Annotated in this window: 21 protein-coding genes; 16 read left to right on the top strand and 5 right to left on the bottom strand. The window is 67.1% G+C overall.

The features are described 5' to 3' along the window. From rfaD to cysM, 3 genes are all read left to right on the top strand, one after another. A complete protein-coding gene (rfaD, locus tag WS91_RS21230) occupies positions 1–993 on the top strand; it encodes an ADP-glyceromanno-heptose 6-epimerase (protein ID WP_038745594.1) in 993 nt (330 codons plus the stop codon). Positions 994–1064: 71 nt separating this feature from the next. Then, complete coding sequence (locus tag WS91_RS21225; protein WP_038745592.1) at positions 1065–1382, top strand: ComEA family DNA-binding protein; 318 nt, start codon at positions 1065–1067, stop codon at positions 1380–1382. A 268-nt stretch (positions 1383–1650) separates the two neighbouring features. Continuing rightward, complete coding sequence (gene cysM, locus WS91_RS21220; RefSeq protein ID WP_038745590.1) at positions 1651–2553, top strand: cysteine synthase CysM; 903 nt, start codon at positions 1651–1653, stop codon at positions 2551–2553. Positions 2554–2643: 90 nt separating this feature from the next. Here the strand turns inward: cysM and mltB are convergent, their stop codons facing one another. Further along, complete coding sequence (gene mltB, locus WS91_RS21215) at positions 2644–3936, bottom strand: lytic murein transglycosylase B (RefSeq protein ID WP_059670950.1); 1293 nt, start codon at positions 3934–3936, stop codon at positions 2644–2646. 178 nt (positions 3937–4114) lie between these two features. On the opposite strand from mltB, the gene WS91_RS21210 reads away from it, so the two are divergent. Next, entirely contained in the window at positions 4115–5038 is a 924-nt protein-coding gene (locus WS91_RS21210) for a histone deacetylase family protein (RefSeq protein WP_059584558.1), read from the top strand. Positions 5039–5349: 311 nt separating this feature from the next. On the opposite strand, the gene WS91_RS21205 is transcribed toward WS91_RS21210, so the two are convergent. Continuing rightward, a complete protein-coding gene (locus WS91_RS21205) occupies positions 5350–6189 on the bottom strand; it encodes an alpha/beta hydrolase (protein ID WP_082717753.1) in 840 nt (279 codons plus the stop codon). A 308-nt stretch (positions 6190–6497) separates the two neighbouring features. Between WS91_RS21205 and WS91_RS21200 the strand changes: the two genes are divergently transcribed. The 6 genes from WS91_RS21200 to WS91_RS21175 all read left to right on the top strand — a co-directional run bounded on the left by WS91_RS21200 (position 6498) and on the right by WS91_RS21175 (position 12876). After that, complete coding sequence (locus WS91_RS21200; protein WP_059584564.1) at positions 6498–7532, top strand: methionine ABC transporter ATP-binding protein; 1035 nt, start codon at positions 6498–6500, stop codon at positions 7530–7532. After that, complete coding sequence (locus WS91_RS21195; RefSeq protein WP_038745579.1) at positions 7522–8175, top strand: methionine ABC transporter permease; 654 nt, start codon at positions 7522–7524, stop codon at positions 8173–8175. Before WS91_RS21200 ends, WS91_RS21195 begins: the two co-directional genes overlap by 11 nt. An 85-nt stretch (positions 8176–8260) precedes the next feature. Continuing rightward, the gene (locus tag WS91_RS21190) at positions 8261–9055 is read left to right on the top strand and encodes a MetQ/NlpA family ABC transporter substrate-binding protein (protein ID WP_081989426.1); all 795 of its coding nucleotides are present in this window, start codon (positions 8261–8263) and stop codon (positions 9053–9055) included. A 223-nt stretch (positions 9056–9278) separates the two neighbouring features. Beyond that, positions 9279–10028: an electron transfer flavoprotein subunit beta/FixA family protein gene (locus WS91_RS21185; RefSeq protein ID WP_038745575.1), complete on the top strand. Its 750-nt coding sequence runs from the start codon at positions 9279–9281 to the stop codon at positions 10026–10028. A gap of 15 nt (positions 10029–10043) precedes the next feature. Further along, on the top strand, positions 10044–10979 hold the full coding sequence (locus WS91_RS21180; protein ID WP_038745573.1) for an electron transfer flavoprotein subunit alpha/FixB family protein: 936 nt from the start codon (positions 10044–10046) through the stop codon (positions 10977–10979). A 106-nt stretch (positions 10980–11085) separates the two neighbouring features. Then, a complete protein-coding gene (locus tag WS91_RS21175; RefSeq protein WP_038745571.1) occupies positions 11086–12876 on the top strand; it encodes an acyl-CoA dehydrogenase in 1791 nt (596 codons plus the stop codon). Between the two features lie 120 nt (positions 12877–12996). Here the strand turns inward: WS91_RS21175 and WS91_RS21170 are convergent, their stop codons facing one another. Beyond that, positions 12997–14283, bottom strand: a complete 1287-nt coding sequence (locus WS91_RS21170) for a D-amino acid dehydrogenase (RefSeq protein ID WP_038745570.1) — start codon at positions 14281–14283, stop codon at positions 12997–12999. A gap of 147 nt (positions 14284–14430) precedes the next feature. On the opposite strand from WS91_RS21170, the gene WS91_RS21165 reads away from it, so the two are divergent. Further along, positions 14431–14919 carry an Lrp/AsnC ligand binding domain-containing protein gene (locus tag WS91_RS21165; protein ID WP_038745568.1) on the top strand — a complete coding sequence of 163 codons (489 nt, stop codon included), beginning with the start codon at positions 14431–14433 and terminating at the stop codon, positions 14917–14919. Between the two features lie 123 nt (positions 14920–15042). After that, positions 15043–16203: a PA0069 family radical SAM protein gene (locus WS91_RS21160; RefSeq protein WP_059584566.1), complete on the top strand. Its 1161-nt coding sequence runs from the start codon at positions 15043–15045 to the stop codon at positions 16201–16203. A 67-nt stretch (positions 16204–16270) separates the two neighbouring features. Here WS91_RS21160 and WS91_RS21155 read toward each other — a convergent pair whose 3' ends face one another. Beyond that, the gene (locus WS91_RS21155; protein WP_038745564.1) at positions 16271–16738 is read right to left on the bottom strand and encodes an NINE protein; all 468 of its coding nucleotides are present in this window, start codon (positions 16736–16738) and stop codon (positions 16271–16273) included. A gap of 108 nt (positions 16739–16846) precedes the next feature. Next, positions 16847–18004: a PQQ-dependent sugar dehydrogenase gene (locus WS91_RS21150; protein WP_059647815.1), complete on the bottom strand. Its 1158-nt coding sequence runs from the start codon at positions 18002–18004 to the stop codon at positions 16847–16849. Positions 18005–18170: 166 nt separating this feature from the next. On the opposite strand from WS91_RS21150, the gene rpsP reads away from it, so the two are divergent. The 4 genes from rpsP (at position 18171) to rplS (ending at position 20481) form a co-directional block, all read left to right on the top strand. Continuing rightward, on the top strand, positions 18171–18425 hold the full coding sequence (gene rpsP, locus WS91_RS21145; RefSeq protein ID WP_004189402.1) for a 30S ribosomal protein S16: 255 nt from the start codon (positions 18171–18173) through the stop codon (positions 18423–18425). Between the two features lie 42 nt (positions 18426–18467). Next, positions 18468–19157 carry a ribosome maturation factor RimM gene (gene rimM, locus WS91_RS21140; RefSeq protein ID WP_059670948.1) on the top strand — a complete coding sequence of 230 codons (690 nt, stop codon included), beginning with the start codon at positions 18468–18470 and terminating at the stop codon, positions 19155–19157. Position 19158: 1 nt separating this feature from the next. After that, positions 19159–19953, top strand: coding sequence for a tRNA (guanosine(37)-N1)-methyltransferase TrmD (gene trmD / locus WS91_RS21135; RefSeq protein ID WP_059670947.1), 795 nt, complete (start codon positions 19159–19161; stop codon positions 19951–19953). A gap of 138 nt (positions 19954–20091) precedes the next feature. Next, positions 20092–20481 (top strand): 50S ribosomal protein L19, encoded by a 390-nt coding sequence (gene rplS / locus WS91_RS21130; RefSeq protein ID WP_038745556.1) that lies wholly within the window; start codon positions 20092–20094, stop codon positions 20479–20481. The last annotated feature ends 216 nt before the right edge of the window (positions 20482–20697 follow it).

Here is a 20697-nt window from a genome sequence, read left to right as displayed (position 1 = left end):
ATGACCCTCATCGTTACCGGCGCGGCCGGCTTCATCGGCGCGAACATCGTCAAGGCGCTGAACGAGCGCGGCGAGACGCGCATCATCGCGGTCGACAATCTGACGCGCGCGGACAAGTTCAAGAACCTCGTCGATTGCGAGATCGACGATTATCTCGACAAGACCGAATTCGTCGAGCGCTTCGCGCGCGGCGAATTCGGCAAGGTGCGTGCGGTGTTCCACGAAGGCGCGTGTTCGGACACGATGGAACACGACGGCCGCTACATGATGGACAACAATTTCCGCTACAGCCGCGCGGTGCTCGACGCGTGCCTCGCGCAGGGCGCGCAGTTCCTGTACGCGTCGTCGGCGGCGATCTACGGCGGCTCGACGCGCTTCGTCGAGGAGCGCGAGGTCGAGGCGCCGCTGAATGTCTACGGCTATTCGAAGTTCCTGTTCGACCAGGTGATTCGCCGCGTCTTGCCGAGCGCGAAGAGCCAAATCGCGGGCTTTCGCTATTTCAACGTGTACGGGCCGCGCGAGTCGCACAAGGGCCGGATGGCGTCGGTCGCGTTCCACAACTTCAACCAGTTCCGCGCCGAGGGCAAGGTCAAGCTGTTCGGCGAATACAACGGTTACGGCCCGGGCGAGCAGACGCGCGATTTCGTGTCGGTGGAGGACGTCGCGAGGGTGAACCTGTATTTCTTCGACCATCCGGAGAAATCGGGCATCTTCAATCTCGGCACCGGCCGCGCGCAGCCGTTCAACGACATCGCGACGACGGTGGTCAACACGTTGCGCGCGCTCGAAGGCAAGCCCGCGCTCACGCTTGGCGAGCAGGTGGACGCGGGCCTCGTCGAATACGTGCCGTTCCCGGACGCGCTGCGCGGCAAGTACCAGTGCTTCACGCAGGCCGACCAGACGAAGCTGCGCGCGGCGGGCTACGATGCGCCGTTCCTGACGGTGCAAGAGGGCGTCGACCGTTACGTGCGTTGGCTGTTCGGCCAGCTTTGAGCGGCGCGCCCGCATCCTTAGACTGGATCTCACGGTCGGCAGCCGCCGGCCGTTTTTCTACGGAGATCCAGATGCTGAAGAAACTTCTCGCGACGGTCGCGCTGTGCGCCGCGGCCGCGCACGGATGGGCTGCCGTCGACGTCAACGCCGCGAACGACGATGCGCTTCGCGGCATCAGGGGCATCGGCCCGGCGAAGGCCAAGGCGATCATCGACGAGCGGAGCGCACACGGCCCGTACAAGGATGCGGCCGATCTCTCGCGCAGGGTGAAGGGCATGGGCGGCAAGACGGTCGAGCGCTTGCAGGCCGAAGGCCTCGCGATCGGCGCGGCGCGTGCGCCCGCCGCATCCGCGGCGCCGCAGAAAGCGGCGGCCGCCGGCAAGAAATAATCCGGGCTGCTGACGATTCCGGCGCCGACGATCCCGCGGTCGAGCGATCGCACGGTCGGCGGCAACGGCGATGTCTCCTTCAGGCGCTGCTTCGGCGGCGAATTCCCGCGGCGCACGCCGCGGGCTTTTTGCGTGGCCGCAGCGCATTGCTCGAGAGAGCCGCCGAATGTCCGCGGCGGCGGTCAGGGCTTGACGGCCGTCGTGCGCGTACGTTTCTCCGCTGGTTTACAATCGATCCACTCATCGGCATCGGATAAACGTGACGTTCATGGCTTACAAAACTATCGAAGACACGATCGGCAATACGCCGCTCGTGCAGCTCGTCCGCTTGCCGGACGACGAGATTCGCGCTCGTAACAACGTGATTCTCGCGAAGCTGGAAGGCAACAATCCGGCGGGGTCGGTGAAGGACCGCCCCGCGCTGTCGATGATCCGCAAGGCGGAAGAGCGCGGCACGATCAAGCCGGGCGACACGCTGATCGAGGCGACGAGCGGCAACACCGGGATCGCGCTCGCGATGGCGGCGGCGATCCGCGGCTACAAGATGGTGCTGATCATGCCGGAGGATCTGTCCGTCGAGCGCCGCCAGAGCATGGCCGCGTACGGCGCCGAAATCGTGCTGACGCCGGTGAAGGGCGGCATGGAGTTCGCGCGCGATCTCGCCGACCAGATGCAGCGCGAAGGCAAGGGCGTGATCCTCGATCAGTTCGCGAATCCCGACAATCCGATCGCGCACTATGAAGGCACCGGCCCTGAGATCTGGCGCGAGACCGAGGGCCGCATCACGCACTTCGTGTCCGCGATGGGGACGACGGGCACGATCATGGGCACGTCGCAGTATCTGAAGGAGAGGAATCCGAACATCGAGATCGTCGGTGCGCAGCCGGAAGAGGGCTCGCGCATTCCGGGCATCCGCAAATGGCCGGAAGCGTATCTGCCGAAGATTTTCGATCGCAGCCGCGTCGATCGCGTCGAGAACGTGAGCCAGGCCGCGTCCGAGGCGATGGCGCGCAAGCTCGCGGCCGTCGAGGGCATCTTCTGCGGAATTTCGTCGGGCGGCGCGTGCGAAGTCGCGCTGCGCGTCGCGCGGCAGGTCGAGAACGCGACGATCGTGTTCGTCGTCTGCGACCGCGGCGACCGTTATTTGTCGACGGGCGTGTTCCCCGCGTGACGCGCGGTCTGGCTGCGCGGGGCCGTCAATGAAAAAGCGCCGCTAGCGGCGCTTTTTTCATTGGCGCGACGGCGCAGGCCGCACGCAATGTCATTCCGACGACGGCTGCGCGGCGGGCGCGGCATTGTCCGGCGGCGCCGTCAGCGCGCCGCTCGCTTCCATCTGCGCCTTCACGCGCTCGCCCAGCTGATACACGGCGAGCGCATAGAAGAAGCTGCGGTTGTAGCGGGTCAGCACGTAGAAATTTTGCAGTCCGAGCTTGTATTCGGTTGCGCGGCCGGGCGTCGGCAGATCGATCACGGTGACGGGCGTGCTCGCCTCCGATGCGATGTTGACGGACGGCTCGTCGAGCACGAGGCCCGCGCGCAGCAACTGCGACAGCGCCCAGTGCGGCTCGGGGCGGCCGTCGGCCGCCGCTTGCGCGACGCCCAGGCTGCCCGTGTCGGGCGCGATGTTCCATACCACCGGGCGGCTGGTCTCCCAGCCGTGCTGCTTCAGATAATTCGCGACGCTGCCGATCGCGTCGGCCTGGCTCGCGCGCAGATCGATGTGCCCGTTGCCGTCGTAGTCGACCGCGTATTCGCGGATGCTGCTCGGCAGGAACTGCGGGATGCCGACGGCGCCCGTGTACGAACCGAGCACGCTCGTCGGATCGAGCTGGCTGTCGCGCGTCCACACGAGGAAGTCTTCGAGGTTCTTGCGGAACGTCTCCTGGCGCGAGTCGCGATTCGGCGTGTTCGGATAGTCGAATGCGAGCGTGGTCAGCGCGTCGAGCGTGCGGAAGTTGCCCATGTAGCGGCCGTAGATCGTCTCGACGCCGATGATGCCGACGATCACCTCCGGCGGCACGCCGAATTCCGCCGCTGCGCGCTGCAGCGTTCCCTGATTCGCGCGCCAGAACTTCACGCCGGCGTTCACGCGCACGGCGTCGAGAAAGCGCGACTGGTAGACGCGCCAGTTCTTGACGGCGGGCGACGGCGCGGGCATCACGAGTTTCGCCGCGGTCGCCGAATAGCTGACGCGCGCGAAGAGCGTGTGCAGCGCGTTCACGTCGAAATCGTGGCGCGCGGCCATGTCGGCGATGAACGCGTCGATCTTCGGGTTGTTCGCGTAGCGCTGCGGAACGATTTCTTCTTCGAACGTCTGCCCTTGCTGCACGCTCGGCTGCGGCTGCGGCTGCGGCTGCTGTTGCTGTTGCTGTTGCTGTTGCTGTTGCGTTTGCTGTTGCGTTTGCGGCTGCGCTTGCGCGTCGACGGCCGCGGCGGGCTGCGTTTGCGCGACGGCGGCGGACGCGAGAAGCGTTGCGGCGAGCGACAGCGCGGCGAGCGGGAAGCGAAGGCGGAAGGCGAGCGAGGCGGGGGCGGCAGGCTGGTTGAAAGTCATGTCGAAGCGAGGCGGACGAGGCGGATGATTTCGGGCCAGTATAACCGACGCGCCCGCCGCGCCGGCCCGGCGCGGGGCGCGTTGTGGTAAGTTAGCGGCGAACTTCGCACCAGACGATATCGCGGACATCCTTGACGGAGACCTGCGGCGCGCACCGGCCGCGTCGCGGAACGAGCTTATGCCAACGGCCTTTTACACGCACCCCGACTGCATGCTGCACGAGATGGGGGAGTGGCATCCCGAGTCGCCGGCGCGGCTGTCGGCTATCCAGGATCAACTGATCGCGAGCCGCATCGACGATCTGATCGTCCACGAGACGGCGCCGTTCGCGAGCGAGACGGCGCTTGCCCGCGTGCACACGCAGGCGCACATCGACTACATCCGCAGCCGGATTCCGAAGGAAGGCTACGTCGAGATCGATCCCGACACGTCGCTGAACCGCTACACGTGGCGCGCGGCGCTGCGCGCCGCGGGCGCGGCCGTCGAGGCGACGGACGCCGTGCTCGAGGGCCGCTACGACAACGCGTTCTGCAGCGTGCGCCCGCCTGGCCATCACGCGGAGCCCGCGCGCGCGATGGGCTTTTGCTTCTTCAACAACGTCGCGATCGCCGCGCGCCATGCGCTCGAGATCCATGGCCTCGAGCGCGTCGCGATCATCGATTTCGACGTTCATCACGGCAACGGCACCGAGGCTGCGTTCGCGAACGACGAGCGCGTGCTGATGTGCGGCTTCTTCCAGCATCCGCTGTATCCGTTCTCGGGCGTCGACCATCAGGCGCCGAACATGGTCAATCTGCCGATGCCCGCGCGCACGAACGGAATGGCGGTGCGCGAGGCGGTCGACCTGATGTGGCTGCCGCGGCTCGACGCGTTCAAGCCGCAGATGCTGTTCGTATCGGCGGGGTTCGACGCGCATCGCGAGGACGACATCGGCGGAATGGGGCTCGTCGAGGCCGACTACGAGTGGCTCACGACGCAGATCTGCGAAGTCGCGCGGCGGCATGCGCAAGGCCGCATCGTGAGCTGCCTCGAAGGCGGCTACAACCTGTCCGCGCTCGGGCGCAGCGTGGTCGCGCATCTGCGTGTGCTCGCCGGGGTGTGAGCTCGCGAGACGGCGAGCGACGGGCGGGCGATGACGGGCGGGCGATGACGGGCGCGATGGCGCGCGACGCCGGCCGTCGAGCGCCGGCGCGCATCGGCAAGCGCCAGCAACGCGCGGCGGAGATCGTATCCCGTTCGCGGCGGCGCGCCCGATCGACCAGGCGAGCGCTCAGGCAGCGATGGCGCGGTGGCGCGGCCGCCGCGCCGGTTGCGAATCCGCGCGGCGCTGGCGGTGCGCCGCTCTTCACCTCGCGTCGCTCCCGTCTTCGCGCAACGTGTTCCGGTGTCCTTGCGCTCCGCTTGGTCCCGGCATTACCCGTGCGCCGGCGCACGCGCGAGAATCCAGTCGATCAATGCGCCGATCACGCGCTCACGTTCCAGATCGTTCATCGTCTCGTGATAGTTGCCTTCATATAGCGTGAGCGTGCGGTCGGGCGAGCCGACGTGCCGGCCGAAGTCGCGGCTGCCGTCGGGCTCCGTCAGTTTGTCGGCGGTGCCGTGATAGACGAGCACGGGCACGCGCAGCGCCGCGCGCCCGCCCTCGATGCGCCGCATCGCGTCGAGAATTTCGGCGCCGGTGCGCGCCGGCACCGAACCGTGATGGACGAGCGGATCGGCGCGATTCGCGGCGACGACGGCCGGATCGCGTGACAGCAGCGCGGCGTCGATCTTGATCGCCGGAAAGCGGGGCCATACGCGGCTGATGAAGCGGCTCATCGCGAGCATCCACTTCGGCACGTCGCGGCCCGGCGCGAGCGCGGGACTCGACAAGATCAGGCCCGCGAAGCCCGCGCGGCGCGCGGGCGCGCGCTCGACCGCGTAGAGCGCGGCAATCGCCCCGCCCATGCTGTGCCCCATCAGGAAGAGCGGGGTGCCGTCGCGCGCCGCGCTCGCGACGAGCGCATCCGCATCCTGCAGATATTGATCGAAGCGCTCGATCCATGCGCGTTCGCCGGGCGAATGCCCGTGCCCGCGCAGATCGATCGCGACGACTTCGATGCCCGCCGCGCTCAGCCGCTCGGCGAGCGCCTGGTAGCGTCCCGCGTGCTCGGCGAGCCCGTGCACGAGCGCGACGCTCGCGCGCGGCGCCGCGAACCCCGGCGCAGCCGGCCACCGGTACGACGCGAGCGCGAGCCCGTCGGCCGTGCGCAGGTTGCCGCGCTGCGGGGTCGCGCCGGCGGCAGCGGCGGAGCGGAGCGAAGTCGAAGCGGCAGCGTCCATGGCGTGAGTCTCCGGAGCGAGTAGTTATGAAGGATGCGCTCGATCATAGACGCCGTCCGTGACGGCCCGTGCGGGCGCAGCCCTCTAATCGCGTTTGGTTATGAAAAGGTGGGAATCGATTATTAAGTGAAATGTGGCGGATGCGGTAAACTCGCGGGTTATTCCCTAGACCTAGATGCGGCGGCGGTCGACAGCGAAGCCCGGCACATCCGGCTGCGCGGTTCCGCCGCTTTGTTTACATGATCGAAATTCGCAACCTTTCGCAGCGATTCGAGGGGCCTCGCGGCTGGATCGAGGCGCTGCACAACGTTAATCTGACGATTCCGCAGGGCGAGGTCTTCGGCATCATCGGCCGCAGCGGCGCCGGCAAGAGCACGCTCGTGCGCACGATCAACCTGCTCACGCGGCCGTCGGAAGGCAGCGTGTCCGTCGGCGGGCGCGACCTGACGCAGTTGTCCGCCGGCGAGCTGCGCGGCGCGCGGCGCGATATCGGGATGATCTTCCAGCACTTCAACCTGCTGTCGTCGCGCACGGTGTTCGACAACGTCGCGCTGCCGCTCGAGCTCGCGGGCGTGAAGCGCGGGGAGATCGAGGCGACGGTGCTGCCGCTTCTCGATCTCGTCGGCCTCGCCGCGCAGAAAGACCGCTATCCGGCGCAGATCAGCGGCGGCCAGAAGCAGCGCGTCGGCATCGCGCGCGCGCTCGCGAGCAAGCCGAAGGTGCTCTTGTCCGACGAGGCGACGTCCGCGCTCGATCCGGAGACCACGCGCGCGATCCTCGACCTGCTTCGACGCATCAACCGCGAGCTCGGCCTCACGATCGTCCTCATCACGCACCAGATGGAAGTGATCAAGGACGTGTGCGATCGCGTCGCGGTGCTCGACGCGGGGCGCGTCGTCGAGGAAGGCAACGTGATCGACGTGTTCATGCGTCCGCACCACGAAGTCACGCGCGCGCTGATCGGCGACGTGATCGCGCAGGAACTGCCGCCCGCGATGAAGGCGCGCGTCGCCGAGCGCCTGAAGACGGGCTCCGGGCACCTGTTGCGCCTCGCGTTCACGGGCTCGGGCGTCGATCAGCCGATCCTGTCGGAGACGATCCGCCGCTACGAGCTGGACTTCAACATCCTGCACGGCCAGATCGACGAAATCCAGGGCCGCGCGTTCGGGTCGCTCGCGGTGCTCGCCACCGGCGAGCCGGGCAAGGTGGGGCAGGCGTTCGCGTATCTGCGCGAGCAGGGCGTGGTCGTCGAGGAGCTTTCGTATGTTGAGTGAAATGTTCGATATGTTCGTGCAGTCGTTCTGGGAGACGCTGATCATGGTCGGCATCTCCGGGGCGGTCGGCGCGCTCGTCGGTCTGCCGCTCGGCGTGCTGCTGTACCTGACCGACCGCCAGGGCGTGCTGCGGAACCTCGCGGTGAACCGCGTGCTGGGCGGCATCGTCAACGCGGTGCGCTCGACGCCGTTCATCATCCTGCTCGTCGCGGTCATTCCGTTTACGCGTCTTGCCGTCGGCTCGTCGATCGGCACGGCGGCCGCTGTCGTGCCGCTCACGATCGCGGCCGCGCCGTTCATCGCGCGGCTCGTCGAAACCGCTCTGCGCGAAGTCGATCGCGGCCTCATCGAAGCCGCGCAGGCGATGGGCGCGACGACGGGCCAGATCGTGTTCAAGGTGCTGCTGCCTGAATCGCTGCCGGGCATTGTCGCGGGGCTCACGATCACGTTCGTGTCGCTCGTCGGCTATTCGGCGATGGCGGGCGCGATCGGCGGCGGCGGCCTCGGCGATCTCGGCATCCGCTACGGCTATCAGCGCTATCTGCCCGAAGTGATGTGGACGGTCGTCGCGATCCTGATCGTGTTCGTGCAGATCGCGCAGTCGTTCGGCGACTGGCTCGTGCGGCGCCTGAGCCACAAGTAGCGCAATCGAAGACGAACGAGCGCCGCGCGCCGCGATACGCGATACGCGGCGGCGACGGCGCCGCAACCGGTGAGGAGATCCGGAGATGCAACGAAGAACGATGCTGAAGCTCGCCGCCGCGTTGGGCGCGGCCGCGTGCGTCGCAAGCGCGCATGCGCAGGCGCAGACGATCAAGGTCGGCGTGACGGGCGGCCCGCACGCGCAGGTGATGGAGGAAGTCAAGAAGGTCGCCGCGAAGAGCGGGCTCGACATCAAGATCGTCGAGTTCTCCGACTACGTGCAGCCGAACGCGGCGCTCGCGGCGGGCGACCTCGACGCGAACAGCTATCAGCACTATCCGTATCTCGAAGCGCAGGTGAAGGATCGCGGCTACAAGATCGTCAAGGTCGCGGACACGGTCACGTTCCCGATGGGCATCTACTCGAAGCGCGTGAAATCGCTCGCGGAATTGCGTCCGGGCGCGCGGATCGCGGTCCCGAACGATCCGACGAACGGCGGCCGCGCGTTGCTGCTGCTGCAGAAGCAGGGGCTGCTCAAGCTGCGCGACGGCGCGGGCCTGAAGGCGACGCGCTTCGACATCGTCGATAACCCGAAGCAGCTGAAGATCGTCGAGCTTGACGCGGCGCAGATTCCGCGCTCGCTCGCCGATGTCGACGCCGCCGCGATCAACACGAACTACGCGATGGAAGCGGGCCTGAAGCCGAAACAGGACGCGATCGCGATCGAGGGTCCGAACGGCCCTTACGCGAACATTCTCGCGGTGCGCTCGGAAGACAAGGACAAGCCGTGGGTCGCGAAGCTCGTCGCCGCGTACCGGTCGCCCGACGTGAAGCGCTTCATCGAGCGTCAATTCGGCGGCGCGGTGATCGCCGCGTGGTGAGCGAAACGAGGGGCGCCGCCGATTAGAGGCGGAAATCGAAAACCCGGGCTTGGCGTCCGGGTTTTTTCTCTTTTAAAATAGAACGACCGTTCGCTATTGTCGGCATGCCGCAAGGGGACGCTATCCTCGGTAGCCGCAAATTGAATGACCGGCGTCGCCGCCGCGCGGCCGAGCCTCGCTATAAAATGGCCGCTGGTCGTGTTCGTAACTTTGGAGCGTGTGCATGAAAATCCTGGTGCCAGTGAAGAGAGTGGTCGATTACAACGTGAAGGTCCGGGTGAAGTCGGACGGCACGGGCGTCGATATCGCGAACGTGAAGATGTCGATGAATCCGTTCGACGAGATCGCGGTCGAGGAGGCGGTGCGCCTGAAGGAAGCGGGCGTGGCGACCGAGGTGATCGCGGTGTCGGTGGGCGTCGCGCAGGCTCAGGAAACGCTTCGCACGGCGCTCGCGATCGGCGCGGACCGTGCGATTCTCGTCGAATCGAATGACGAGGTGCAGCCGCTCGGCGTGGCGAAGATCTTGAAGGCGCTGGTCGACAAGGAGCAGCCGCAGCTCGTGATCCTCGGCAAGCAGGCGATCGACGACGATTCGAACCAGACGGGCCAGATGCTGGCCGCGCTCGCGAATCTGCCGCAGGCGACGTTCGCGTCGAAGGTGACGGTGGCGGACGGCCGTGCGATCGTCGCGCGTGAAGTGGACGGCGGCGCGGAGACGCTGTCGCTCACGCTGCCGGCCGTGGTGACGACCGACCTGCGCCTGAACGAGCCGCGCTACGTGACGCTGCCGAACATCATGAAGGCGAAGAAGAAGCCGCTCGAGACGGTGAAGCCGGAAGACCTCGGCGTGGACGTCGCGCCGCGCCTGAAGACGCTGAAGGTGGCGGAGCCGCCCAAGCGTGCGGCGGGCGTGAAGGTGCCGGACGTGAAGACGCTGGTCGAAAAGCTGAAGACCGAAGCCAAGGTGCTGTAAGGGGAGCGCAAAGAAATGACGATTCTGGTAATTGCCGAACACGACAACGCATCGATCAAGGCATCGACGCTGAACACGGTGGCCGCCGCGGTGAAGATCGGCGGCGACATTCACGTGCTGGTCGCGGGCCGCGATGCGCAGGGCGCGGCGGACGCGGCGGCGAAGATCGCGGGCGTGTCGAAGGTGCTGCTGGCCGACGCGCCGCAACTCGCGGACGGTCTCGCGGAAAACGTCGAGGCGACCGCGCTGAACGTCGCGAAGGACTACTCGCACATCCTCGCGCCGGCGACCGCATACGGCAAGAACATCGCGCCGCGGATCGCCGCGAAGCTGGACGTCGCGCAGATCTCGGACATCACGGCGGTCGATTCGGCCGATACGTTCGAGCGCCCGATCTACGCGGGCAACGCGATCGCGACGGTGCAGTCGAGCGATCCGATCAAGGTGATCACGGTGCGCGCGACGGGCTTCGATCCGGTCGCGGCCGAAGGCGGCAGCGCGCCGGTCGAGAAGATCGACGCGGCGGCGGACGCGGGCGTGTCGCAGTTCGTGAGCCGCGAGGTGACGAAGCTCGATCGTCCGGAACTGACGTCTGCGTCGATCATCGTGTCGGGCGGCCGCGGCCTCGGCAGCGGCGAGAACTACACGAAGGTGCTGGAGCCGCTCGCCGACAAGCTGCAGGCGGCTCTCGGCGCGTCGCGCGCGGCGGTGGACGCGGGCTACGTGCCGAACGACTATCAGGTGGGCCAGACGGGCAAGATCGTCGCGCCGCAGCTGTACATCGCGGTGGGCATCTCGGGCGCGATCCAGCACCTGGCCGGCATGAAGGATTCGAAGGTGATCGTCGCGATCAACAAGGACCCCGAAGCGCCGATCTTCAGCGTGGCCGACTACGGCCTCGTCGGCGATCTGTTCACGCTCGTGCCGGAACTCGTGAACGAGCTCGGCTGACGCGTGCCGCGCGCGTTGCGTTCAACGCGCGAGCAGGTCGAACATGAACAAAGGGGCGCGGCGAGCGCCCCTTTTCACACCATAAGCAGACTAGGAGAGGAGCAACATGAGCTATACCGCACCCGTCAAGGACATGCTGTTCGTGATGAAGGAGCTGGCCGGCATCGATGAGGTCGCGAAGCTGCCCGGCTACGAGGACGCCGGCTTCGATACGGCGCACGCCGTGCTCGACGAATCGGCGAAGTTCTGCGGCGAGGTGCTCGCGCCGCTCAACGTCGAAGGCGACAAGAATCCGAGCAGCTGGAAGGACGGCGCCGTCACGGCGACGCCCGGCTTCAAGGAGGCGTTCCGCCAGTTCGTCGAAGGCGGCTGGCAGGGGCTCCAGCATCCGACCGAATACGACGGCCAGGGCCTGCCGAAGCTGATCGCGACGCCTTGCATCGAAATGCTGAACGCGTCGAACCTGTCGTTCGCGCTGTGCCCGCTTCTGACCGACGGCGCGATCGAGGCGCTCCTCACGGCCGGCACCGACGAACAGAAATCCCGCTACGTGCCGAAGCTCATTTCCGGCGAATGGACGGGCACGATGAACCTGACCGAGCCGCAGGCGGGCTCCGATCTCGCGCTCGTGCGCTCGCGCGCGGAGCCGCAGGGCGACGGTTCGTACAAGGTGTTCGGCACGAAAATCTTCATCACGTGGGGCGAACACGACATGGCCGACAACATCGTCCACCTCGTGCTCGCGCGCACGCCGAACGCGCCCGAAGGCGTGAAGGGCATCTCGCTGTTCATCGTGCCGAAGTTCCTCGTCAACGACGACGGCAGCCTCGGCGCGCGCAACGACGTGCACTGCGTGTCGATCGAACACAAGCTCGGCATCAAGGCGAGCCCGACCGCGGTGCTGCAGTACGGCGACCACGGCGGCGCGATCGGCTATCTCGTCGGCGAAGAGAACCGCGGCCTCGAGTACATGTTCATCATGATGAACGCGGCGCGCTTCGGCGTCGGGATGCAGGGGATCGGCGTCGCCGAGCGTGCGTACCAGAAGGCCGCCGAGTTCGCGAAGGAGCGCGTGCAGAGCCGTCCCGTCGACGGTTCCGCGAAGCAGTCGGTGACGATCATTCATCACCCGGACGTGCGCCGGATGCTCGCGACGATGCGCGCGCTCACGGAAGGCGCGCGGGCGCTGTCCTACGTCGCCGCCGCGCATTGCGATCACGCGCACCGCGCCGCCGACGAAGGCGTGCGCGCGCGGCATCAGGCGATCTACGAGTATCTGGTGCCGGTCGTGAAGGGCTGGAGCACCGAGATGGTCAACGAGGTCGCGAGCCTCGGGATTCAGGTGCACGGCGGAATGGGCTTCATCGAGGAAACGGGCGCCGCGCAGTACTACCGCGACGCGCGCATTCTCGCGATCTACGAAGGCACGACCGCGATCCAGGCGAACGACCTCGTCGGCCGGAAGACGGCGCGCGACGGCGGCGCAGTCGCGAAGGCGATCGTCGGCGAGATCCGGCAGACGGCCGACGCGCTCGGCGCGCACGATGGCCCGGCATTCGCCGCGATGAAGGCGCAACTGGAAGACGGCGCGCGCGCGTTGTCGGCCGTCGTCGACTTCGTCGTCGCGAACGTGAAGGGCGATCCGAACGCGGTGTTTGCCGGCAGCGTGCCGTATCTGAAGCTCGCGGGCGTCGTGCTGTGCGGCTGGCAAATGGCGCGCGCGCTGCTCGCCGCGCAGCAAAAACGCGCCGACGATCCGAAGTTCTACGACGCGAAGATCGCGATCGCGCAGTTCTACGCAGAGCACATTCTCGCGCAGGCGAGCGGGCTCGAAGCGTCGATCGTCGGCGCGAAGGGCGGGCAGGGCGTGTTCGCGCTGACGGAAGACCAGTTCTGATCGTCCGGCTCGGCGGCTAGACGCCGAAACGAAACGCTGAAACGAAAAACGGCGCCCTCGGGCGCCGTTCCTTTTGAACGCGGCCGCGCATGCGGGCCGCCCGATTCGCGCGTCAGTGCGTCATGCGTAGGCGGGACGATGCTCGCCGTCCGTTTCGCTCAGATAGCGATGCACGGACAGGTCGTCCGCGCGGATCGCCGGCTTCTTGCCCGACATCAGGTCGGCGAGCAGTTGGCCGGAGCCGCACGACATCGTCCAGCCGAGCGTGCCGTGGCCCGTGTTGAGGAACAGGTTCGGCACCGGCGTGCGGCCGACGATCGGCGTGCCGTCCGGCGTCATCGGACGCAGGCCGGTCCAGAACGACGCGCTTGCGGTGTCGCCGCCGCCCGGGAACAGGTCGTTCACGCACATTTCGAGCGTTTCGCGGCGCGCCTGGCGCAGCCGCTTGTCGAAGCCGACGATCTCCGCCATCCCGCCCACGCGGATGCGATCGTCGAAGCGGGTGATCGCGATCTTGTAGGTTTCGTCGAGCACGGTCGACACCGGCGCCTTCGCCGCGTCGACGATCGGCGCGGTGATCGAATAGCCCTTTAGCGGATACACCGGAATCTTCACGAGATTCGCGACGAAGTCCGTCGAGTACGAGCCTAGCGCGACCACGTACGCGTCGGCGCGCACCATCTCGCCGCCGCAATGAACGCCCGCGATCTTGCCGCCCGCGATGGCGAGCGCGTCGATGCTCGTGTTGAAGCGGAACTTCACGCCGAGCTGCTCGGCGAGCGCGGCGAGGCGCGTCGTGAAGAGCTGGCAGTCGCCCGTCTCGTCGCCCGGCAGCCGCAGGCCGCCCGTCAGCTTTTCCGAGACCGCGGCGAGCGCCGGTTCGGCCTTCTTCAGCTCGTCGCTCGACAGCAGCTCGAACGGCACGTTCGCCTCGCGTAGCACCGCGATGTCCTTCGCGGCGCCGTCGAGCTGCTGCTGCGTGCGGAAAACCTGGAGCGTGCCGCCCGTGCGTCCTTCGTACTGGATGCCCGTGTCGGCGCGCAGCGCCTGCAGGCAGTCGCGGCTGTATTCGGCGAGGCGCACCATCCGGCCCTTGTTCAGCGCGTAGCGCTCGGTCGTGCAGTTGCGCAGCATCTGCCACATCCATTGCAGTTGGAATCGCGTGCCGTCGAGGCGGATCGCGAGCGGCGCATGCTTTTCGAACATCCACTTGACGGCCTTCAGCGGCACGCCGGGCGCGGCCCACGGCGCCGCGTAGCCGGGCGAGATCTGGCCCGCGTTCGCAAAGCTCGTGTCGAGGGCGGGACCGGCCTCGCGGTCGATCACCGTGACTTCATGGCCCGCGCGAGCCAGATAATAGGCGCTCGCCACGCCGACCACGCCACTGCCCAAGATAACCACTCGCATAGCTGCTCCGGATAGAGAAGACGCCGGGCGGCGCGCGGCACACCCGGTGCGCTCTGCGATTTCCACCCAACCTAGTTTTTTGCGCTATGGTATTGTTGAGACTATAGGTTTTGTTATTGTATTTTTTCAATTTTCAGTAAAAAAACGATGAGAACCCAACGCCAGCCGGTACGCGCGCTCGACAAGCTCGACCGGCGCATTCTGAAGCTGCTGCAAGAGGACGGCCGCATGGCGATGAAGGACCTCGCCGAGCGCGTCGGCCTGACGGTCACGCCTTGCATCGAGCGGGTGCGGCGGATGGAGCGCGACGGCGTGATCACGGGCTATCACGCGCGCGTCGACCCGGCGCAGCTCGGCGCGGCGCTGCTCGTATTCGTCGAGATCACGCTCGATCACAAGAGCGGCAACATGTTCGAGCAGTTTCGGCGCGAGGTGATGAAGATCGACGAGGTGCTCGAATGCCATCTGGTGTCGGGCGACTTCGACTATCTGATCAAGGCGCGGATCGGCGAGATGGCCGACTACCGCAAGCTGCTCGGCGACATCCTGCTGCAACTGCCGGGCGCCGTGCAGTCGAAGAGTTATGTCGTGATGGAAGAGATCAAGGAGACGCTGGCGATCGCGGTCGACGAGTGAGGCGAGCGCGCGTGCGCGCGGGCGCGAATTCTCGGCGCTTGGCACAAACCGCCAATTACTGTATGTTTATACAGTAATTGGCGGTTTTGTCATTCGCGGCTCGGGCCGCGTAGCAGAGGCACGATGAACGATCGATCCGACGTCGAATATCCGGTAGCGCCGCCCGCGCCCCGCAAGGGGCGCGGCGCGGTGGGCAACCTGCAGGGGCGCTACGAGATCGTCGAGCGCGAGGCGGTCGACGACGGCTGGACGCGCGACGACGACGGCGAGCCGCCCGCCGCGTTGCGCACGCAGGTGTTCGAGGAGCGCGCGAGGACGATCCTCACGCGCAACGCGTCGCCGGACATCCCGTTCAACGTGTCGCTGAACCCGTATCGCGGCTGCGAGCACGGCTGCATCTACTGCTTCGCGCGGCCGACGCACAGCTATCTCGGGCTGTCGCCGGGGCTCGATTTCGAGAGCCGGATCTACGCAAAGGTGAACGCGGCGGAGTTGCTCGCGCGCGAGCTCGCGAAGCCCCGTTACGTGCCCGAGCCGATCGCGCTCGGCGTGAACACCGACGCGTATCAGCCGGTCGAGCGCGAGCTGGCGATCACGCGGCAGGTGATCCAGGTGATGCACGATCACGGGCAGCCGTTTGCCGCGATCACGAAGTCGTCGCTGATCGAGCGCGATCTCGATCTGCTCGCGCCGATGGCCGAGCGCCGGCAGGTGATGGCGGCCGTCACGATCACGACGCTCGATCCCGAGCTCGCGCGGGCGCTCGAGCCTCGCGCCGCGACGCCTTCGCGCCGGCTGCGGACGATCCGCGCGCTGCGCGACGCGGGCGTGCCCGTCGGCGTGAGCGTCGCGCCGATGATTCCGTTCGTCACCGAGCCCGATCTCGAGCGCGTGCTCGAGGCGTGCGCGGACGCTGGCGCGACGCATGCGAGCTATATCGTGCTGCGGCTGCCGTGGGAGGTCGCGCCGCTCTTCACCGAATGGCTCGCCGCGCATTTCCCGGATCGCGCGGAGCGCGTGATGGCGCGCGTGCGGGACATGCGCGGCGGCAAGGACTACGACTCGGATTTCAGCCGGCGAATGAAGGGGGACGGCATGTGGGCGGATCTGCTCAGGCAGCGCTTCCGGATGGCGGTCAAGCGCTGCGGGCTGAACGAACGCTCGCGCGGCATTCTCGATTTCTCGCGGTTCGGTGCGCAGCGGCAGTCGAAGCCGCGGACGCCGCTCGCGCGGCCGGGCAAGGCGGCGCAAGCGAAAGACGCGTCGCAGCTCAGCCTGTTCTAGAGCGCGTGATGCGCGCAGGGTATTCGTGCGGGGTATGTGTGTCGCGTCGGCCGCGCCTGCGCACGCATCATTGCGAAATTTGCTTGGCCGCCTCGACCTGCGATTCGAAGTACGTCTGGAACGCGAGCGCGAGCCCTGTCATCAGCAGGAACGCGCCGATCAGCAGCGAGAAGATGACGACGAACACGACGCCCCAGCCGGAGCGGCTGCGGCGGTCCGTTGCGGCGTTGAATTGCGCGTCCCATTTGTCGTCGGCGCGCAGCCCGTAGACGAGCGCGGCGAGGAAGGCGGCGAGCAGTGAAATCGCGCCGGGCATGACGAGCCACCAGCCGAGCGCGGCGCTGCGCCCCGAGGCCGCGAGCAGCAGGAACCCGGGAACGCCGACGATCGTCGCGAACACGTGCGCCCAGCCCGCGAGGTCTTTCCAGCCGTATAGATAGAAACGGTGCGCGCCGAGTGAGCCGAACAGGAAGGCGAGCAGTGCGGTGAGCGTCTTTGAGCGAAAGCGGGGCGGCGTGGTCGTGCTGCTGGACATGTCGGGCAGGCAGAGAGGTCTTCTTCGTGGACGCCCCGGCGAGGCGGGGCGCGGCGGTCGGCTCGCATTCTACGATGTGGGGCGAGGCACGGTCACGCGATGGTTGCGTCAATGCGTCGCATCGTAGGTGATCCGGTAGATCGCGCCTGCGTAGTCGTCGCTGACGAGGAGCGAGCCGTCCGGCAGCGGCAGCACATCGGCGGGGCGTCCCCAGACGCTTTCGTCGGGCCGGAGCCACCCTTGGACGAAGGCCTCCTGGCGCGCCGACCGGCCGTCGGGCGAGGCGATCACTCGCATGACCCGGTAGCCGACCTTGCGGCTGCGGTTCCACGAACCGTGCTCGGCAATGAAGATATTGCCCCGGTAGTCGGGCGGGAACATGTCGCCCGTATAGAAGCGCATGCCGAGCGAGGCGACATGCGCGCCCAGCTTGAGCACAGGCGGCACGTAGCTCGCGCACGTGTGGCCGCCGCCGAACTGCGGATCGAGCACGTCGCCGCCGTGGCAGAACGGATAGCCGAAGTCGAGGCCCGCGCGCGGCGCACGGCTCAGCTTGTCGTCGGGGCGGTCGTCGCCCATCAGATCCCGGCCGTTGTCGGTGAACCAGAGCTCGTGCGTCGCCGGATGCCATGCGAAGCCGACCGTGTTGCGCACGCCGCGCGCATAGACCTCGTAGCCGCTGCCGTCGGGATTCATCCGGCCGATCATCGCGTAGCGGTCGCGGTCGGCGACGCAGATGTTGCACGGCGCGCCCGTCGGCACGTAGAGCTTGCCGTCGGGCCCGAATGCGATGAACTTCCAGCCGTGATGGCGTTCGGTCGGCAGCGCGTTCGTGACCACGACGGGCTTCGGCGGCGCGGCGAGCCGCTCGTCGATCCGGTCGAGGCGTAAAATTCGCGATACGGCCGACACGTAGAGCGCGCCGTCGCGGTACGCGACGCCGACCGGCATCTCGAGCCCGGATGCGATCACGTGATGCTCGCGCACATGGCCGTCGCGCACGACGAGCGCGTGCACGCGCCCCTCCATGCTGCCGACGTACAGGATGCCCCGCGGCGACCACGCCATTTCGCGCGCGGCGGGCACGTCGTCGGCGAGCACCTGGACGCGGAAGCCGGGCGGCACGCGCAGTTCGTCGATCGGCAGCGCGGCCGACGCATCGGCGGCCGCGATTGTGGCGAGAACGAGACAGGCGGCGGCCGCCGCGCGCAGCAAAGCCGGCAGGTCTGACGAAACGATGCGCGACAGGGCGGTGGAAGGACGCATGACGGACGAAGGCGGGCGAGCGCGAAGCGCGCGACGGGGCAATTGTAAGTCTCCGGAGGCGGCAGCCGGGTTTTTTTGCCGGGTAAGTGTTTGTTGTGCCATCGATTTCGGGCTATAATCGCACGTTTCAGTAGTTTTCGAACCCGGTTTCCCCGAAGGAATTCATATGGTCATCATCCGTCTGGCTCGCGGCGGCTCGAAGAAGCGCCCGTTCTACAACATCGTCGCCACCGATTCGCGCAACCGTCGTGACGGCCGTTTCATCGAGCGCGTCGGCTTCTACAACCCGGTCGCGACGAAGGGCGAAGCGCTGCGCATCGCTCAAGACCGCCTGACGTACTGGCAAGGCGTTGGCGCGCAACTGTCGCCGACCGTCGAGCGTCTCGTGAAGCAAGCGCAAAAGGCGCAGCCGGCTGCCTAACATGGTGCGGCGTGCCGGAAGTGCCGGCTGCGAGGTTCGTTGATGGCTGGTCACGACTCCGGTAGCGCAAAGCGCGGACAAGCGCCGTCGTTCGGCGTATTCGTCCGCAAGCCGGTCGAGCGCGCGCCCGTGAAAGCGGCGAGCGGCGGCGCGGTTGATTCGGAAGCAATTCGCATCGACGCGGCGCAGTCGTGGCCGGACGATGCGGTCGAGGTCGGCGCGGTGGTCGACGCGTACGGCCTCAAGGGCTGGGTCAAGCTCGCGGCCCATGCCGGTGCGGGGCGAGGCGGCGACGCGCTCCTCAACGCGCGCGACTGGTGGCTGCAAAAAGGCGCGGAGCGGAAATCCGCGCGCGTCACGCAGGCGAAGCTGCATGGCGACGCGATCGTCGCGCATCCGGCCGGCTCCGCCGATCGGGATGCGGCGCTCGCGCTGCGCGGTTTTCGCGTGTTCGTGCGTCGCGGCGATTTCCCGGCGCTCGCCGCCGACGAGTTCTACTGGGTCGATCTGATCGGCCTCGACGTCGTCAACGAGGCGGGCGTCGCGCTCGGCAAGGTCGCCGACATGATCGACAACGGCGTGCATTCGATCATGCGCGTCGAATATCCGGCAACCGGCAAGGATGGCGGGCCGAAAACCGGCGAGCGGCTGATTCCGTTCGTCGGCGCGTACGTGAAGGCGGTCGAGCAGGCGGCGGGGCGCATCGTCGTCGACTGGGAAGCCGATTACTGAAATGGACGAAGCCACGCAGAGCGGGATCCAGTTCGACGTCGTCACGCTCTTTCCGGAGATGTTTCGCGCGTTGACCGACTGGGGTATCACGAGCCGCGCGGTGAAGCAGGGGCGGTTCGGCCTGCGCACGTGGAATCCGCGCGATTTCACGACCGACAATTACCGTACCGTCGACGATCGCCCGTATGGCGGCGGCCCCGGCATGGTGATGCTCGCGAAGCCGCTGGAAGCGGCGATCGGCGCGGCTAAGGCCGAGCAGGCGGCGCAGGGCGTCGCGACGTCGCGTGTCGTGATGATGTCGCCGCAGGGCGCGCCGCTCACGCACGAGCGCGTCGCGCGGATGGCTGCGGAGCCGGGCGTCGTGCTGCTGTGCGGCCGTTACGAGGCGATCGACCAGCGCCTGATCGATCGTTGCGTCGACGAGGAACTGAGCCTCGGCGACTTCGTGCTGTCGGGCGGCGAGTTGCCTGCGATGGCGCTGATGGACGCCGTCGTGCGCCTGCTGCCGGGCGTGCTGAACGATGCGCAATCGGCGGTGCAGGACAGTTTCGCCGACGGGCTGCTCGATTGCCCCCATTACACGCGCCCCGAGGAATACGAGGGCGTGCGCGTGCCGGACGTGCTGCTCGGCGGACATCATGCCGAGATCGAACGCTGGCGTAGGCAGGAAGCGTTGAGAAACACCCTTGCGAAGCGTCCCGATCTGATCGCGCGGGCGCGTCGCGAAAAGTTGCTGAGCCGGGCCGACGAGGCGTGGCTTGCAAGTCTCGCGAAAGAAGCGAAGCAGGCCTCCTGAGGCGGCGGCGCTTTCGCTCGCGAATATGGCGGTGCCGTGCATGCGTGCGCGGCGCCAGATGTGAATCCATCCTCTATCGGGGCCGAGCCTGGGTACAGGCGGGCGCAAACGCCGACAAGATGGCTTTAGGAGTCAGTGATGAATCTGATCGCAAAACTTGAGCAGGAAGAGATCGAGCGCGCGCTCGCAGGCAAGACGATCCCCGCATTCGCCCCGGGCGACACGGTGATCGTGAACGTGAACGTGGTGGAAGGTAACCGCAAGCGCGTTCAGGCTTACGAAGGCGTCGTGATCGCGAAGCGCAACCGTGGCCTCAACTCGTCGTTCATCGTCCGCAAGATCTCGTCGGGCGAAGGCGTCGAGCGTACGTTCCAGACGTACTCGCCGCTGCTGGCGAGCATCGTCGTGAAGCGTCGCGGCGACGTGCGTCGCGCGAAGCTGTACTACCTGCGCGAGCGTTCGGGCAAGTCGGCTCGAATCAAGGAAAAGCTGGTGTCGAAGGATCGCGCCGCTGCTGCGCAACAGTAAGCGCGCTCGGGAACGTGCGCCGGATGTCGATCGGCGCGCGTTTCGTCAGGTGCGGAAAAGCGCCGTGCGGGAAGCTCCCGCACGGCGCTTTTTTTTCGCAGCGTGTCGAGAGCCGCGGCGCTGCCGCGGCTTTTTGCATTCGACCGCGGTCGCGCGATTGCGCATTCGGGTGAAACCGATCGGCGGCTCGACGCACTGCCTTGAAACGGCGAGCAT

It is taken from the genome of Burkholderia sp. MSMB1498 (assembly GCF_001526245.1).
Taxonomy (GTDB): domain Bacteria; phylum Pseudomonadota; class Gammaproteobacteria; order Burkholderiales; family Burkholderiaceae; genus Burkholderia; species Burkholderia savannae.
Note: the sequence above shows the minus strand (reverse complement) of the source record. Positions and strands in the feature narration are given on the sequence as shown.

Coding starts and splice junctions, on each gene's coding strand:
- rimM (WP_059670948.1), top strand. CDS start 18,468: ATGGCTGGTCACGACTCCGGTAGCGCAAAGCGCGGACAAGCGCCGTCG.
- WS91_RS21175 (WP_038745571.1), top strand. CDS start 11,086: ATGAGCTATACCGCACCCGTCAAGGACATGCTGTTCGTGATGAAGGAG.
- rpsP (WP_004189402.1), top strand. CDS start 18,171: ATGGTCATCATCCGTCTGGCTCGCGGCGGCTCGAAGAAGCGCCCGTTC.
- WS91_RS21200 (WP_059584564.1), top strand. CDS start 6,498: ATGATCGAAATTCGCAACCTTTCGCAGCGATTCGAGGGGCCTCGCGGC.
- WS91_RS21155 (WP_038745564.1), bottom strand. CDS start 16,738: ATGTCCAGCAGCACGACCACGCCGCCCCGCTTTCGCTCAAAGACGCTC.
- rplS (WP_038745556.1), top strand. CDS start 20,092: ATGAATCTGATCGCAAAACTTGAGCAGGAAGAGATCGAGCGCGCGCTC.
- trmD (WP_059670947.1), top strand. CDS start 19,159: ATGGACGAAGCCACGCAGAGCGGGATCCAGTTCGACGTCGTCACGCTC.
- WS91_RS21150 (WP_059647815.1), bottom strand. CDS start 18,004: ATGCGTCCTTCCACCGCCCTGTCGCGCATCGTTTCGTCAGACCTGCCG.
- WS91_RS21195 (WP_038745579.1), top strand. CDS start 7,522: ATGTTGAGTGAAATGTTCGATATGTTCGTGCAGTCGTTCTGGGAGACG.
- WS91_RS21160 (WP_059584566.1), top strand. CDS start 15,043: ATGAACGATCGATCCGACGTCGAATATCCGGTAGCGCCGCCCGCGCCC.
- rfaD (WP_038745594.1), top strand. CDS start 1: ATGACCCTCATCGTTACCGGCGCGGCCGGCTTCATCGGCGCGAACATC.
- WS91_RS21225 (WP_038745592.1), top strand. CDS start 1,065: ATGCTGAAGAAACTTCTCGCGACGGTCGCGCTGTGCGCCGCGGCCGCG.
- WS91_RS21190 (WP_081989426.1), top strand. CDS start 8,261: ATGCAACGAAGAACGATGCTGAAGCTCGCCGCCGCGTTGGGCGCGGCC.
- WS91_RS21210 (WP_059584558.1), top strand. CDS start 4,115: ATGCCAACGGCCTTTTACACGCACCCCGACTGCATGCTGCACGAGATG.
- WS91_RS21185 (WP_038745575.1), top strand. CDS start 9,279: ATGAAAATCCTGGTGCCAGTGAAGAGAGTGGTCGATTACAACGTGAAG.
- WS91_RS21165 (WP_038745568.1), top strand. CDS start 14,431: ATGAGAACCCAACGCCAGCCGGTACGCGCGCTCGACAAGCTCGACCGG.
- mltB (WP_059670950.1), bottom strand. CDS start 3,936: ATGACTTTCAACCAGCCTGCCGCCCCCGCCTCGCTCGCCTTCCGCCTT.
- cysM (WP_038745590.1), top strand. CDS start 1,651: ATGGCTTACAAAACTATCGAAGACACGATCGGCAATACGCCGCTCGTG.
- WS91_RS21180 (WP_038745573.1), top strand. CDS start 10,044: ATGACGATTCTGGTAATTGCCGAACACGACAACGCATCGATCAAGGCA.
- WS91_RS21170 (WP_038745570.1), bottom strand. CDS start 14,283: ATGCGAGTGGTTATCTTGGGCAGTGGCGTGGTCGGCGTGGCGAGCGCC.